Source organism: Streptomyces sp. NPDC022552 (genome assembly GCF_055561875.1).
Window position 1 is genome coordinate 491,759 of sequence record NZ_JBVHGJ010000003.1, and the last position, 13,417, is coordinate 505,175.

The following is a 13,417-nucleotide window of genomic DNA, read 5'->3' on the forward strand; positions in this document are numbered from 1 at the left end:
GCGGTGCCCGGCAGGGCCCAGGCGCGCGGGGCACCGGCGGGCCCAGCCGGATCCCGGCGGGGGTCCCAGCCGGATCCCGGCAAGGTCCCGGCCGGATCCCGCCGGGCCTGGTGCGGACCGGGTCGGGGGGCTCAGCTCGCAGCCGGGCAGGGCGGGGCGGGCCCCGGCGTGGGTCAGGTCGGGAGGCCTGGGGCCGGGTAGGCGGCCATCACTTCGGCGACCTCCGCGCGGATCGTGCGCAGCGCGTCCTCGTCGCCCGCGCCGGCGGCGGCGACACCGCGGTCGATCCAGTCGGCGACCAGGTCCATGTGCGCGGTGCCGAGGCCGCGGGAGGTGAGGGAGGGGGTGCCGATGCGGATGCCGGAGGGGTCGAAGGGCTTCCGGGTGTCGTAGGGGACGGTGTTGTAGTTGACGACGATCCCGGCGCGGTCGAGGGCCTTCGCGGCGACCTTGCCGGGGACCTCCTTGGGGGTGAGGTCCATCAGGATCAGATGGTTGTCGGTGCCCCCGGAGACCAGGTCGAAGCCGCGGGCGAGGAGCGCCTCGGCGAGGGCCTTGGCGTTGGCGACGACCGCGTGGGCGTAGTCACGGAAGGAGGGCTGGGACGCCTCGCGCAGGGCGACGGCGATGGCGGCGGTGGTCTGGTTGTGCGGGCCGCCCTGGAGGCCGGGGAAGACGGCCTTGTCGAGGGCCTTGGCGTGCTCCTCGCGGGACATCAGCATGGCGCCGCGCGGGCCGCGCAGGGTCTTGTGGGTGGTGGTGGAGATGACGTCGGCGTGCGGGACCGGGGAGGGGTGGGCGCCGCCCGCGATCAGGCCCGCGATGTGGGCGATGTCGGCGACGAGCACGGACCCGGCCTCGCGGGCGATCTCCGCGTAGGCGGCGAAGTCGATCGTGCGGGGCAGCGCGGTGCCACCGCAGAAGATGACCTTCGGGCGCTCCTTGAGGGCGAGCTCACGGACCTGGTCGAAGTCGACGAGCCCGTTGTCCTGGCGCACGCCGTACTGCACGCCGCGGAACCACTTGCCGGTGGCTGAGACACCCCAGCCGTGGGTGAGGTGGCCGCCCATCGGCAGGGCCATGCCCATCACGGTGTCGCCGGGCTCGGCGAAGGCGAGGTAGACGGCGAGGTTGGCGGGCGAGCCGGAGTAGGGCTGCACGTTGGCGTGGTCCACGCCGAAGACGGCCTTGGCCCGCTCGACGGCGAGGGTCTCGACCTGGTCGATGTTCTGCTGGCCCTCGTAGTACCGGCGGCCCGGGTAGCCCTCGCTGTACTTGTTCTGCAGCACGGTCCCGGACGCTTCGAGGACGGCCCGGGAGACGTAGTTCTCGCTGGGGATCAGCCGCAGGGTCTCGGCCTGCAGCACCTCCTCGGCGCCGACGAGCGCGGCGAGTTCGGGGTCGGCGGCGGCGAGGGCGGGGTGGCGGGCGGCGAGATCGGCGGCCTGCGGGGTGGCGGTCATGGCGGTTCCTCCGGGCGTTCGGTGGATCCCGGGGTACGGCTCAGACCTGCTGGGCGGCACCACTCGGGATGTTCGGTCCCGAAAATGCCCAGGCGGGCGGCATCTCGTGTGGTCTGCCGCGCACGGCTCCCCCAGGGTCGATTCCCCGTACGCCAGTCGCCGTGCGTGTTTCCAGAGTAGCGGGCGCGCCGTCACACAGGTTTCTTCGTCCGGCATCCGAGCGACGATAAGAAGGGGGCACACCCGCCCCTGCCCGCAGGACGAACGGAGATCCCGTGTCGAGTACGCAAGACGCGATCGCTTCCGCGGAGGCGCACAGCGCGCACAACTACCACCCCCTGCCCGTCGTCGTCGCCTCGGCGGACGGGGCCTGGATGACCGATGTCGAGGGGCGCCGCTATCTCGACATGCTCGCCGGGTACTCGGCGCTCAACTTCGGGCACGGCAACCGGCGGCTGATCGACGCCGCGCGGGCGCAGCTGGAGCGGGTGACGCTCACGTCGCGGGCGTTCCATCACGACCGGTTCGCGGAGTTCTGCACACGGCTCGCCGAGCTGTGCGGCAAGGAGATGGTCCTGCCGATGAACACCGGCGCGGAGGCCATCGAGACGGCGGTGAAGACCGCCCGGAAGTGGGGGTACGAGGTCAAGGGCGTGCCGGACGGGCACGCGAAGATCGTGGTCGCGGCGAACAACTTCCACGGCCGGACGACGACGATCGTCAGCTTCTCCACGGACCACGAGGCCCGCGACCACTACGGCCCGTACACGCCGGGGTTCGAGATCGTCCCGTACGGCGATCTGACCGCGATGGAGCGCGCGGTCACCGCGCACACGGTGGCGGTGCTCATCGAGCCGATCCAGGGTGAGGCGGGAGTCCTCGTCCCGCCGGCCGGGTATCTGCGCGGGGTGCGGGAGTTGACCCGTGAGCGGAACGTGCTGTTCATCGCGGACGAGATCCAGTCGGGCCTCGGGCGGACCGGGCGGACGTTCGCGTGCGAGCACGAGGGTGTGGTGCCGGACGTGTACGTGCTGGGCAAGGCGCTGGGCGGCGGTGTCGTCCCGGTCTCCGCGGTGGTCGCGGACCGGGATGTGCTCGGGGTGTTCCGGCCGGGTGAGCACGGGTCGACGTTCGGCGGGAATCCGCTGGCGTGCGCGGTGGCGCTGGAGGTGATCGCGATGCTGCGGACGGGCGAGTACCAGCAGCGGGCTGCGGAGTTGGGCGAGCATCTGCACGCGGAGCTGCGCCTGCTCGTGGGCGGGGGCGCCGTGGAGGCGGTGCGCGGGCGCGGTCTGTGGGCCGGGGTGGACATCGCGCCGTCGAAGGGCACGGGCCGGGAGATCTCCGAGAAGCTGATGGAGCGGGGGGTGCTGGTGAAGGACACGCACGGTTCGACGATCCGGATCGCGCCTCCGCTGGTGATCAGCAAGGAGGATCTGGACTGGGGTCTGGAGCAGCTGCGGGCGGTTCTCTCGGAGTGACCCGGTCCGCTTGAGAGGGTGGCGGTGGCGGCAACTCGGGGCATTGACAGCACAGTTGGTCTAGGCCAATGATGCGCCCATGCCGAGACCGAGACCCCGCCCCCGCCGCGCGCTGCGTGGCGCCGTCGCCGCCCTCGTCCCGCTCGCGCTGCTCGGCGCGCTCGGGGGCCCGGCGCACGCCGCCCCCAAGGCGGCCTGGCCCGAGCCCGTTCCCGTCGTCTCCCGTGTCGAGACCACCGACCCGGTCGTCTTCATCACCATCGACGACGGCTGGTTCCACGACCCGGCCGCCGCGAAGGTCCTCATCGACCGCCGCGTGCCCGCCTCGCTCTTCCTGCTCCCGGGCGCCTACTCCTACGACTCCGGCTACTTCCACACCCTGCTCGACCAGGGCCGCTCCCGCGTCGAGAACCACACCGTCAACCACCCGGACCTGACCACGCTCGGCGCGGCCGGCCAGAAGGCGGAGGTCTGCGGGGCGCGCGAACGGCATCTCGCCGAGTTCGGCGACGGCCCGCGTCTGCTGCGCCCGCCCTACGGGACGTACGACGAGACCACTCGCACCGCCGCCCGCGCCTGCGGGGCGAAGGCCGTGGTGACCTGGACGTACGACCTCACCACCTGGGGGCAGTGGAGCCCGCCGACACCGGCGCTCCGGCCCGGCGACATCATCCTGCTGCACTTCAACGAGACCCTGGAGCAGGATCTGACGCGCGCCCTTGCCGCCGCCGGGGCCGCCGGTCTGAAGCCCGCGCCACTCAGGGAGTACGTCCCCGAGTAGCGGCCACGGGAACGGCGGTGGCGGTGGCGGTCAGAGGATGACGTGCGGCAGGAAGCGCGCGTACTCGTCCGTGATCAGGCCCGCCGACTCCCGGATGCCGAGCCCCGCCGCCTCGTCCTCGACGACCCACGCGCCGAGCACGACACGGTTGCCGTCGAAGTCGGGGAGCGGGGCCAACGCCTGGTAGCAGCAGGGTTCGTCACGTACCACGGCCGCCGAGCCCGGTTCGTGGACCGTCACGCCCGCGCCCTCCCGGCCGAGGAGCGGCTTGGCGACGTAGCCGCCGGTCGCGGCGAGTTCGCGCGGGCCGTCGAGATACGCGGGCAGCAGGTTCGGGTGGCCCGGGTAGAGCTCCCAGAGGATCGCGAGGAGGGCCTTGTTGGAGAGCAGCATCTTCCAGGCGGGCTCGATCCAGCAGGTCGTGCCCGTACCGCCGCCGTTGTCGAGGGTGTCCAGGACGTACGGGCCGAAGCGGTCGGTGGTCAGCCACTCCCACGGGTACAGCTTGAAGCAGCTGCGGATGAACCGCAGCCGGTCGTCCACGAACCGCCCCGACAGCCGGTCCCAGCCGATCTGTTCGACCGACAGCGCCTCCGTGTCGAGCCCGGCCTGCTGGGCGGTCTCGCGCAGATACGCGACCGTCATCAGGTCTTCGCCGAGCTCGTCCCCGTCGGAGTGGACGAAGTGCACCGGGCTGCCCGGCGGCAGCAGTTTCGCCTGCCGCCTCCAGGCGTCGACGAGCCGCTCGTGGAGCGAGTTCCACTGGTCGGCGCCGGGGAAGCGCTCCTCCATCCAGAACCACTGCGGGCTCGCGGCCTCGACCAGTGAGGTCGGCGTGTCGGCGTTGTACTCCAGCATCTTGGCCGGGCCCGTACCGTCGTAGCGGAGGTCGAACCGGCCGTAGAGCGACGGAAGTTCGGCCCGGCGGCGCCAGGACTCGGCGACGAGCGCGGCGAGCCGGGGGTCGGTGAGACCGAGATCGGCGAAACGATCCTTCTCGACGATGTGCGCGGCCGCCACGAGACACATCGCGTGCAGCTCCTCGACGACCTCCTCCAGGGCCTCGACCTCGGGCAGCGTGAAGGAGTAGTACGCGCTCTCGTCCCAGTACGGGCGCAGGGCGCCGTCGGGGTAGCGGGTCAGGGGGTAGACGAGCCCCTGCTCCTCCACCGTCTGCTGCCACCCCGGCCGGGGGTCGATCGTGTGCCGCCGCATGTCGCAGACTCTCCGCTCAGCCGCCGCTGGAGCCGGAGCAGCCGAAGCCTCCGGTGTCGACGGCCTTCTTGTCGAAGCTGCCGCCGCTGACGCGGTTGTCGCTGACGCTGCCGCCGTAGTAGTAGGAGCCGCGGGCCGTGGTGCCGCTGCCACTGCCGCTGCCGCTCTCGCACTCGTAGCTCGGCAGCTTCTCGCGGGTCAGGGGGTCGACACACCGCTTGTCGGGCTCGGAGCCGCAGGACGTGATCGTCGCCGCGAGCACCCCCATACCGCCGAGCACCACCGTGCTCGACCTCAGCCTGCGCATGAATCAGCCTCCCCATCCCGTGGTCGCGACCGCACAGTTTAGGCCGGTGGCCGAGCGCCCCCGCACTAGAGTCCATTCGTGCTCTTTGGGATGATCTGCGCTCTGGGTTCCTCGGTCTGCTTCGGCATGGCTTCGGTGTTGCAGGCGCTCGGCGCGCGGGCGGCGACGCCCGGGACGGGCGCCGGCGTCGATGTGGCCCTGCAATTGCGAGTGATGCGGCAATGGCGGTATCTGGCCGGGCTCTTGCTCGACGGGATCGGCTTCGGGCTCCAGGTCGTCGCCCTGCTGACCCTGCCGATCTACGTGGTGGGGGCGGCGCTCGCCGCGAGTCTGGCGGTCACTGCGGTGGCCGCCTCCTGGCTGCTCAAGGTCCGACTGCACCGGATGGAGTGGGCGGCGGTGACCGTGGTGTGCGTGGGGCTCGTGATGCTCGCCCTCGCCTCGGGCTCGGAGGGCGAGCAGAGCTCGTCGGAAGCGCTGCGGTGGGCGATGCTGGCCGCGGCGTTCTCGGTGCTCGCGCTCGGCGCGGCCGCCGGGCGGCTGCCCGGCCGACCGCGGGCGCTGGCGCTCGGACTCTGCGCGGGCTTCGGCTTCGGGGTGGTGGAGGTGGCGGTCCGGCTGATCGACAGCTGGGACCTCGCGAACCCGGCCGTGTACGCGCTGCTCCTGGGCGGCGGGGCGGCGTACGTCCTGCTGACGTCCGCGCTCCAGCGGGGCTCGGTGACGACGGCGACGGCCGGCGCGGTCCTCGGCGAAACGATCGGCCCGGCGCTGGTGGGCGTGATCTGGCTGGGCGACCGGACGCGCGAGGGGTACGCGTGGCTGGCGATCCTGGGCTTCACGATCGCGGTGGCGGCGGCGCTGGTCCTGGCCCGCTTCGGCGAGCCCCCGACTCCGGAGCCGGGATGAGACCCCTGCGCCTGTGAGCGCCCTCTGCCCCTTGGGCCCCGGGCCCGGGGGCCTGCGTGCCCACACGGGGGTGGCTGCCCACGCAGGGGGGCCGCGGTCAGGGCAGGACGCGGCACAGTGCCGACAGCGTGCCCGACCACGCGCTGTCCGGCGGCGTCGCGTAGCCGACCACCAGGCCGTCCTGCGTCGGCGGGACGTCCGGGTGGCGGAAGTGGTTGAGGCCGCGAAGGGCGAGGCCCTGCCACGCCGCCGACCGCAGGATCTCCCGCTCCTGGCCCGGCGGGAGTTCCAGGACCGCGTGGAGACCCGCCGCGATCCCGCTCACCCGCGTCCGCGGGGAGTGCTCGGCCACCGCCGCCACCAGCTCGTCCCGCCGCCGCCGGTAACGCAGCCGCATCGCCCGTACATGACGGTCGTACGCTCCCGAACCCAGGAACTCCGCGAACGTCAGCTGGTCCAACGAGCTGGACACCCAGTCCACATGGCCCTTCGCCTCGACCACCTCGTCCACCAGGCTCTCCGGCAGCACCATCCACGCCAGCCGCAGGCCGGGCGCCAGGGACTTGCTGGAGGTGCCCAGATAGACCACGCGTTCCGGGTCGAGGCCCTGGAGCGCGCCCACGGGCTGGCGGTCGTAACGGAACTCCCCGTCGTAGTCGTCCTCCAGGACCAGCCCGCCCGAAGCCCGCGCCCAGTCGACCGCCGCCGCCCGCCGGTCAGGGTGCAGCGCCCCGCCGAGCGGGAACTGGTGGGCGGCCGTCATCAGCACCGCCTCCACGCCCTTCATCCCGGGCAACCCCTCGGTCCGGGTGCCGAGTTCGTCGAAGGGCAGGGCGGGCAGCCGCAGCCCTTCACGGGTCAGCAGCTCCCAGTGCACGTCGAGCCCGTACGACTCGACCGCCACCTCCCGCACCTTCCGCGCCCGCAGCACCTGCGCCATCAGCATCAGCCCGTGCACGAACCCCGAGCAGATCACGATCCGTTCGGGCCGCGCGTGGACGCCCCGCGCCCGCGCGAGGTACTCGGCGAGCACCGTGCGCAGTTCGATCCGGCCGCGCGGATCGCCGTACCCGAAGGCCTCGTTCGGCGCGGCCGTCAAGGCGCGCCGGGAGGCCTTGAGCCATTCGGCGCGCGGGAAGGACGCGAGGTCGGGGCTGCCCGGCTTCAGGTCGTACGCCGGGCGTGCGGCGCCCTGCCGGGCCGCCGCCGGGCGGCGGACTCCGGTCGTGACCGGCCGGCGCGGCACGGCCCGCCTGGCGACCCGGGTCCCGGATCCCTGCCGGGCGGTCAGCCAGCCCTCGGCGACCAGCTCGGCGTAGGCGTCGGCGACGGTGTTGCGCGCGATCCCCAGATCCGCGGCGAGCGAGCGGGACGAGGGCAGCCGTACGCCCGCCTTCAGACGACCGCTGCGCACCGCCTCCCGCAGCGCGTCCATCAGCCCCGTACGCAGGCCGGGTCCGCGCAGGTCCAGATGGAGGTCGACCCCGAGAGTGGCCCAGTCTTCTGCCATGGAAATGGACCATACTCCTGCGCCATCCCGCTCGTACGGTGAGTGGCATGACCACCACGACGCAGGACCTCGCGAAGGTCGCCCACGCCGACGAGCACGCCCCCCGCCAGAACCTCGCCGAGCGGGTTCCGGAGTTCTACCGGGCGATGCTGCGGCTCGAACAGGCCGCGGCGAAGGACATCGACCCCACGCTCTACGAGCTGATCAAGATCCGGGCCTCGCAGATCAACCACTGCGCGTTCTGCATCGACATGCACACCAAGGACGCGCTCGCGGCCGGCGAGTCGGTCGAGCGGATCGTGCAGCTGTCCGCCTGGGAGGAGTCGCGGCACTTCTACACCGAGCGCGAGCTCGCCGCCCTCGCCCTGACGGAGGCCGTCACCGTCCTCACCGACGGCTTCGTCCCCGACGAGGTGTACGAGCGGGCCGCCGCCCACTTCGACGAGACCGAGCTCGCCCAGGTCATCGGCGCCATCACCGTGATCAACGCCTGGAACCGGATCGCCGTCACCACCCGCATGACCCCCGGCCACTACACCCCCGGGCAGTACGCGAAGTGACCACCGAGGCGGCCGTGCGCACACTGCGCGCCCTGCACGCCGGGCGGACCGGCGGAGCGCCGCTGATCGTCCCGGGGCCGTGGGACGCGGCCTCCGCCCGGGTCTTCGAGGAGGCCGGATTCCCGACGCTCGCCACGCCGAGCGCCGGGATCGCGGCCTCCCTCGGGTACGAGGACGGCGCGACCCCGGCCGAGGAGATGTTCGCGGCCGTGGCGAGGATCGTCCGGGCCGTCTCCGTACCGGTCACGGCCGATCTGGAGGACGGATACGGTCTGCCGCCCAAGGAACTCGTGGAGCGAGCGCTGGAGACGGGCGCGGCCGGGGTGAACCTGGAGGACAGCGGCCGGTCGAGCGGGCTGAAGGACCCCCGGGAGCAGGCCGACCGGCTGGCGGAGGTACGGGCGGAGGCCGGGCCGCTGCTCTTCGTCAACGCGCGCGTGGACACGTACGTGCGCGGTGTGGACGACGTGGCCGACGCGATCGAGCGGGTGCGGCTCTATGCGGCGGCCGGCGCCGACTGCGTCTATCCGATCATGGCGCCCGCGGCGCATCTGCCGCTGCTGCGCGCCGAGATCGACGGGCCGGTCAATGCCCTCGCCCTGCCCGACGGACCGTCGTTCGCCGAACTGGGGCGGCTGGGCGCGACCCGGATCACGTTCGGGCACGGGCTGTTGCTGCGGACGCTGAAGGGCGTCGCGGGACTGGCCGGAGAACTGGCCGCGGAACTCCCGTAGTTCCGCTTCGGACAAGACGACCGCCCCCGGCCTCACAGGCCGGGGGCGGTCGTCAGTGCGTCAATGCGTCCAAGCGTCAGTGCGCCGGGCGCGACACGCGGTGGTCTCAGATGAGGCCGAGCTCGCGGACGGCGTCGCGCTCCTCCGCCAGCTCCCGCACCGAGGCGTCGATGCGGGTGCGGGAGAACTCGTTGATGTCCAGGCCCTGGACGATCTCGTACGCGCCGTCCTTGCAGGTGACGGGGAACGAGGAGATCAGGCCCTCCGGGACGCCGTAGGAGCCGTCCGACGGGATGCCCATGGAGGTCCAGTCGCCCGCGGCGGTGCCGTTGACCCACGTGTGGACGTGGTCGATGGCGGCGTTGGCGGCCGAGGCGGCCGAGGACGCGCCACGGGCCTCGATGATCGCGGCGCCGCGCTTGGCGACGGTCGGGATGAAGGTGTCGGCCAGCCACTTCTCGTCGTTGACGGCCTCGGCGGCGTTCTTGCCGGCGATCTCCGCGTGGAAGATGTCCGGGTACTGGGTCGCCGAGTGGTTGCCCCAGATGGTGAGGCGCTTGATGTCCTCGACGGACGCGCCGGTCTTGGCAGCCAGCTGCGAGAGCGCGCGGTTGTGGTCCAGGCGGGTCATCGCGGTGAAGCGCTCGGCCGGGACGTCCGGGGCCGCCGCCTGGGCGATCAGGGCGTTGGTGTTGGCCGGGTTGCCCACGACGAGGACCTTGATGTCGTCCGCGGCGTGGTCGTTGATGGCCTTGCCCTGCGGCTTGAAGATGCCGCCGTTGGCGGCGAGCAGGTCGCCGCGCTCCATGCCCTTGGTACGCGGGCGGGCGCCTACGAGCAGGGCCACGTTCGCGCCCTCGAAGCCCTGGCTCGGGTCGTCGAAGATGTCGATGCCCTTGAGCAGCGGGAAGGCGCAGTCGTCGAGCTCCATGGCGGTGCCCTCGGCGGCCTTGACGCCCTGCGGGATCTCGAGGAGGCGCAGCTTGACCGGCACGTCCGCGCCGAGCAGGTGGCCGGAGGCGATGCGGAAGAGCAGCGCGTAGCCGATCTGGCCGGCCGCGCCGGTGACGGTGACATTCACGGGAGTGCGGGTCATGGCGATCTCCGTAAGACAGCTGGCGGTGGGGGTCCCTGCCCCTGGTGTCGGATTCTCTTGATCGACGATCGATCGGTCGACCCGATGTCTCGACGTGAAGAGATATCCAGCGGTCAGGCTATCCGACCCGGGACCCGCTCAACCCCCACCCCCTTGTGGTCCGGCTCACTGCCACCCGACCGGGGTCAGCGGCCGCCGGTGCACACCCGCGCGCCGTTCGTCCGCGTCACGCACGCGGTCGCGTCCGTCGCGTTCGTGGCGGCGACCATCGGGCTGTACGCGTCGGGGTCGGCGCCCACGGTGGTGTCCTGGCTCGCGCGGGCGCCCGTACCGGCGGTGATGCGCAGCGTGTCGCCGGGGGCGGCCCCGGTGATACGGACCCAGGCGGCGGCGCAGATCCTGCTGTGCCGCACTTCGAGCAGCCCGGCGGCGCCGACCGGCGTCCGGGAGACGGTCGTGGCGAACGTGCCACCGCACCCCATGGCCTCCGGGTCCTGGCCGGTGCAGCCGGCGCCGGTGCACTTCACTCCCGCGGGGAGCGTCGCACTCGGCGTGGTGGCGCTGGTGGAGGGACCCGCGGCCGTGCCGCCGCGGCCGCCGGTGCCGGTTCCGCCGAGGTCGGTGAGGAGGACGGCGGCGGCGATGACGAGCAGGGCACCGAGGATCCCGGTGAGGAGCAGGACGGCGCGGCGGCGGGGAGGCACGGGGGCGGGTGGCGGCTCGCCCGCCGGTCCCGCGGGGGCGGTGGTACGGCGCGGTGGGGCGGAGGCCGTACCGGCGCCCGTACCGGCACCGTGTCCACCGCCCCCACTGCTGCCGCTGGTCTCCGTCGAGACGTTCGCTCCGTGGGCGGAACGGGCCTGTGGGAGCCGCTGGGCCTCCGCAGCGGGGTCGCGACGGCCCTCGGTGCGGCTCCAGGCGCGCTCGGCCTGCTCCCACATCGCCATGAGTCGGCCGCTGTCGGTGCCGGTCACCTCGGCGAGCGCGACGACAGCGCCGCGGGGCGCGAGGAGCCGTCCGTCGAGATACCGCTCCCAGGCGGCCCTGCTGTGGCCGGTGCGGTCGGCGACGGCGGCGACGCTGAGCCCGCTGCGGTCGACGAGGCGCCGCAACCGACTCACGAACTCCCTGACGCGCGGGTCGAGTTCGTCGGGAGGCGCCTTCCCACGAGCCATGTGCGGTTCCCCCTCGTCACCCATGACGACCCCCGGAAGATGCTCGGGCCAGGATGACAGCTCCGGGGCGGGGGCGCATGGGTGTGTGGGTGCATGCATGACGAGCGCGCGCCCCCGGAGCGTGACGGAGTAGCGGAATGGTCACTTCCGTGCCACAGGGCATGGGTGGCGCTTGAACCCCATTGGCGCGTACATGATCCTCAATGAGGAACGGCGCCCGTCCTCCCTCGGGGGAGAGGACGGGCGCCGTTTCCGCCGGCCGTGCGGCCTGATGCCGGCCGGGCCTAGGTGATCGTCAGATGGAGGATGTCCTCCAGGAACGGGATCTTCAGCCAGGGGTCCGGCTGCACCATGAGCGCGAGCAGCACGATGAGCCCGCCCATGACGCCGTACGTCACCATGTCGGTGAACCGCGACCGTACGGCGAGCATGCCCACCGACGGCAGCGCGCGCCGCAGCGCCGCGCCGGCGAGCAGCGCGATCCCGACGAGGATCGTCCCGACGCGGAACGACTGCGGGAAGAGATCCGTACCGACGACCAGCAGCCCCAGCGCGGCGAGCCCGAGCACGGTCAGCAGAGGCCACTGGCGCGCGGGCGCCGAGGCCCCGCCGGCCGCGGCCCGCCCGCCGCCTTCGGGTCGTGCGGTGTCGGTCGTCAGCGCCGGAGGCCGCCGCGACCGCCCGGCGGCGTCACCTGACGCCTCCGTACCGGGTCCGGCCCCGGACTCGGCCGCGGCCCCGGACTCGGCACCGGAGCCGCCGGAGGTGGCGGAGTCGCCCGGCACGACAGCGTCCGCGGCCTCCGCCGCATGCGGCACCGCGCCCAGCCCCTCGACTCCCGAAGCACCCGGGGCGCCCAGGGCACCCGAGGCGTCCGAGGCTCCCGACCTGCCCGAGGCGGCCGGAGCACCGGACCTGCCCGGAGCACCCGAAGCACCCGGCCTGCCCGTGGCACCCGAAGCACCCGAAGCGCCCGGCCTGCCCGAGCCACCCGAAGCACGCGACCTGCCCGAGGCAGCCGAAGTGCCCGAGGCAGCCGAAGCACGCGAGCCGCCCGAAGCGGCCGAGGTACCCGAGCCGCCCGAAGCACCCGGCCTGCCCGAGGCAGCCGAAGCGCCCACGGCACCCGGAGCGTCCGAAGCTCCCCGGGCATCCGAAGCGTCCCGGGCGTCCGAGGCGTCCGGGGTGTCGTCCCCCGCCACGCGCGATGTCATCGTCAGAGCGCCTCGGCCGCGCGCTCCGCGGCCTCGACGACGTTGACGAGCAGCTGCGCGCGGGTCATCGGGCCCACACCGCCCGGGTTCGGGGAGATCCAGGCCGCGACCTCGTTCACCCCCGGGTGCACGTCGCCGACGATCTTGCCCTCGCCGTTGCGCGAGACGCCGACGTCCAGCACGGCGGCGCCCGGCTTCACGTCCTCCGGCTTGATCAGGTGCGGCACGCCTGCCGCCGCGATGATGATGTCCGCGCGCCGCAGGTGCGCCGCCAGGTCGCGCGTCCCCGTGTGGCACTGCGTGACCGTCGCGTTCTCCGAGCGCCGCGTGAGCAGCAGCGGCATCGGGCGGCCGATGGTGACACCGCGGCCGACGACCACGACCTCCGCGCCCTTGATCTCCACGCCGTGACCGCGCAGCAGCGTGATGATGCCGTTGGGGGTGCAGGGCAGCGGCGCCGGCTCGTTCAGTACGAGACGGCCCAGGTTCATCGGGTGCAGACCGTCGGCGTCCTTGGCCGGGTCCATCAGCTCCAGGACACGGTTCTCGTCGATGCCCTTGGGCAGCGGGAGTTGCACGATGTAGCCGGTGCACTCGGGGTCCTCGTTGAGCTCCCGTACGACGGCCTCGATCTCCTCCTGCGTGGCCGTCGCGGGCAGTTCGCGCTGGATCGAGGCGATGCCGACCTGCGCGCAGTCGCGGTGCTTGCCCGCGACGTACTTCTGGCTGCCCGGGTCGTCACCGACCAGGATCGTGCCGAGGCCGGGCGTGACGCCCTTCTCCTTCAGGACCGCCACGCGGGCGGTCAGATCGGACTTGATCGCGGCTGCGGTGGCCTTGCCATCGAGAATCTGGGCGCTCATGGGCCCATCCTCCCGGATGACCCCTCGCTTGTTCCAATTCGCGTCCGCGCGGACCACACGGACCACGCGGAAGCGGAGGGAAAAGTTGCACTCGCACAACACCCGTGCG

At 72.8% G+C, this 13,417-nt stretch carries 13 protein-coding genes and 1 riboswitch; of the genes, 5 read left to right on the forward strand and 8 right to left on the reverse strand.

The genetic code is table 11. The annotated features are described in order from the left end of the window. Positions 1-173 precede the first annotated feature (173 nt). Positions 174-1,463, reverse strand: a complete 1,290-nt coding sequence (locus ACZ3OF_RS12055) for a serine hydroxymethyltransferase (protein WP_467304282.1) — start codon at positions 1,461-1,463, stop codon at positions 174-176. Positions 1,464-1,542: 79 nt separating this feature from the next. Continuing rightward, positions 1,543-1,633: riboswitch (ZMP/ZTP riboswitch) on the reverse strand. Positions 1,634-1,738: 105 nt separating this feature from the next. On the opposite strand from ACZ3OF_RS12055, the gene rocD reads away from it, so the two are divergent. After that, positions 1,739-2,944: an ornithine--oxo-acid transaminase gene (gene rocD, locus ACZ3OF_RS12060; protein WP_361667772.1), complete on the forward strand. Its 1,206-nt coding sequence runs from the start codon at positions 1,739-1,741 to the stop codon at positions 2,942-2,944. A gap of 79 nt (positions 2,945-3,023) precedes the next feature. Then, entirely contained in the window at positions 3,024-3,725 is a 702-nt protein-coding gene (locus tag ACZ3OF_RS12065) for a polysaccharide deacetylase family protein (RefSeq protein ID WP_467304285.1), read from the forward strand. 30 nt (positions 3,726-3,755) lie between these two features. Here ACZ3OF_RS12065 and ACZ3OF_RS12070 read toward each other — a convergent pair whose 3' ends face one another. Further along, on the reverse strand, positions 3,756-4,940 hold the full coding sequence (locus ACZ3OF_RS12070; protein ID WP_467304287.1) for a glutathionylspermidine synthase family protein: 1,185 nt from the start codon (positions 4,938-4,940) through the stop codon (positions 3,756-3,758). Positions 4,941-4,956: 16 nt separating this feature from the next. Then, positions 4,957-5,247 carry a hypothetical protein gene (locus tag ACZ3OF_RS12075; RefSeq protein WP_361667765.1) on the reverse strand — a complete coding sequence of 97 codons (291 nt, stop codon included), beginning with the start codon at positions 5,245-5,247 and terminating at the stop codon, positions 4,957-4,959. Positions 5,248-5,337: 90 nt separating this feature from the next. Here ACZ3OF_RS12075 and ACZ3OF_RS12080 point away from each other — a divergent pair, with 90 nt between their 5' ends. Continuing rightward, positions 5,338-6,156 carry a hypothetical protein gene (locus tag ACZ3OF_RS12080; RefSeq protein ID WP_361668750.1) on the forward strand — a complete coding sequence of 273 codons (819 nt, stop codon included), beginning with the start codon at positions 5,338-5,340 and terminating at the stop codon, positions 6,154-6,156. Between the two features lie 97 nt (positions 6,157-6,253). Here the strand turns inward: ACZ3OF_RS12080 and pdxR are convergent, their stop codons facing one another. After that, positions 6,254-7,666, reverse strand: coding sequence for a MocR-like pyridoxine biosynthesis transcription factor PdxR (gene pdxR / locus ACZ3OF_RS12085; protein WP_467304289.1), 1,413 nt, complete (start codon positions 7,664-7,666; stop codon positions 6,254-6,256). 47 nt (positions 7,667-7,713) lie between these two features. On the opposite strand from pdxR, the gene ACZ3OF_RS12090 reads away from it, so the two are divergent. Together ACZ3OF_RS12090 and ACZ3OF_RS12095 are read left to right on the forward strand one after the other, a co-directional pair. Then, a complete protein-coding gene (locus ACZ3OF_RS12090) occupies positions 7,714-8,226 on the forward strand; it encodes a carboxymuconolactone decarboxylase family protein (protein ID WP_361667759.1) in 513 nt (170 codons plus the stop codon). Continuing rightward, positions 8,223-8,960 (forward strand): isocitrate lyase/PEP mutase family protein, encoded by a 738-nt coding sequence (locus ACZ3OF_RS12095; protein ID WP_361667755.1) that lies wholly within the window; start codon positions 8,223-8,225, stop codon positions 8,958-8,960. The genes ACZ3OF_RS12090 and ACZ3OF_RS12095 overlap by 4 nt, the downstream gene beginning before the upstream one ends. Positions 8,961-9,066: 106 nt before the next feature. Here ACZ3OF_RS12095 and ACZ3OF_RS12100 read toward each other — a convergent pair whose 3' ends face one another. The 4 genes from ACZ3OF_RS12100 to ACZ3OF_RS12115 form a co-directional block, all read right to left on the reverse strand. Next, positions 9,067-10,056 carry a malate dehydrogenase gene (locus tag ACZ3OF_RS12100; RefSeq protein ID WP_361667753.1) on the reverse strand — a complete coding sequence of 330 codons (990 nt, stop codon included), beginning with the start codon at positions 10,054-10,056 and terminating at the stop codon, positions 9,067-9,069. 185 nt (positions 10,057-10,241) lie between these two features. Further along, on the reverse strand, positions 10,242-11,231 hold the full coding sequence (locus ACZ3OF_RS12105; RefSeq protein ID WP_467304292.1) for a helix-turn-helix domain-containing protein: 990 nt from the start codon (positions 11,229-11,231) through the stop codon (positions 10,242-10,244). A gap of 284 nt (positions 11,232-11,515) precedes the next feature. After that, the gene (locus tag ACZ3OF_RS12110; protein WP_361667749.1) at positions 11,516-12,049 is read right to left on the reverse strand and encodes a DUF3017 domain-containing protein; all 534 of its coding nucleotides are present in this window, start codon (positions 12,047-12,049) and stop codon (positions 11,516-11,518) included. Between the two features lie 398 nt (positions 12,050-12,447). Beyond that, complete coding sequence (locus tag ACZ3OF_RS12115) at positions 12,448-13,308, reverse strand: bifunctional methylenetetrahydrofolate dehydrogenase/methenyltetrahydrofolate cyclohydrolase (protein ID WP_361667746.1); 861 nt, start codon at positions 13,306-13,308, stop codon at positions 12,448-12,450. Positions 13,309-13,417 lie beyond the last annotated feature (109 nt).

Bases quoted from the DNA above. Each gene is read 5' to 3' on its own strand.
- ACZ3OF_RS12055 (WP_467304282.1), bottom strand. From the start codon at position 1,463: ATGACCGCCACCCCGCAGGCCGCCGATCTCGCCGCCCGCCACCCCGCC.
- ACZ3OF_RS12065 (WP_467304285.1), top strand. From the start codon at position 3,024: ATGCCGAGACCGAGACCCCGCCCCCGCCGCGCGCTGCGTGGCGCCGTC.
- ACZ3OF_RS12070 (WP_467304287.1), bottom strand. From the start codon at position 4,940: ATGCGGCGGCACACGATCGACCCCCGGCCGGGGTGGCAGCAGACGGTG.
- ACZ3OF_RS12075 (WP_361667765.1), bottom strand. From the start codon at position 5,247: ATGCGCAGGCTGAGGTCGAGCACGGTGGTGCTCGGCGGTATGGGGGTG.
- ACZ3OF_RS12080 (WP_361668750.1), top strand. From the start codon at position 5,338: ATGATCTGCGCTCTGGGTTCCTCGGTCTGCTTCGGCATGGCTTCGGTG.
- pdxR (WP_467304289.1), bottom strand. From the start codon at position 7,666: ATGGCAGAAGACTGGGCCACTCTCGGGGTCGACCTCCATCTGGACCTG.
- ACZ3OF_RS12090 (WP_361667759.1), top strand. From the start codon at position 7,714: ATGACCACCACGACGCAGGACCTCGCGAAGGTCGCCCACGCCGACGAG.
- ACZ3OF_RS12100 (WP_361667753.1), bottom strand. From the start codon at position 10,056: ATGACCCGCACTCCCGTGAATGTCACCGTCACCGGCGCGGCCGGCCAG.
- ACZ3OF_RS12105 (WP_467304292.1), bottom strand. From the start codon at position 11,231: ATGGCTCGTGGGAAGGCGCCTCCCGACGAACTCGACCCGCGCGTCAGG.
- ACZ3OF_RS12115 (WP_361667746.1), bottom strand. From the start codon at position 13,308: ATGAGCGCCCAGATTCTCGATGGCAAGGCCACCGCAGCCGCGATCAAG.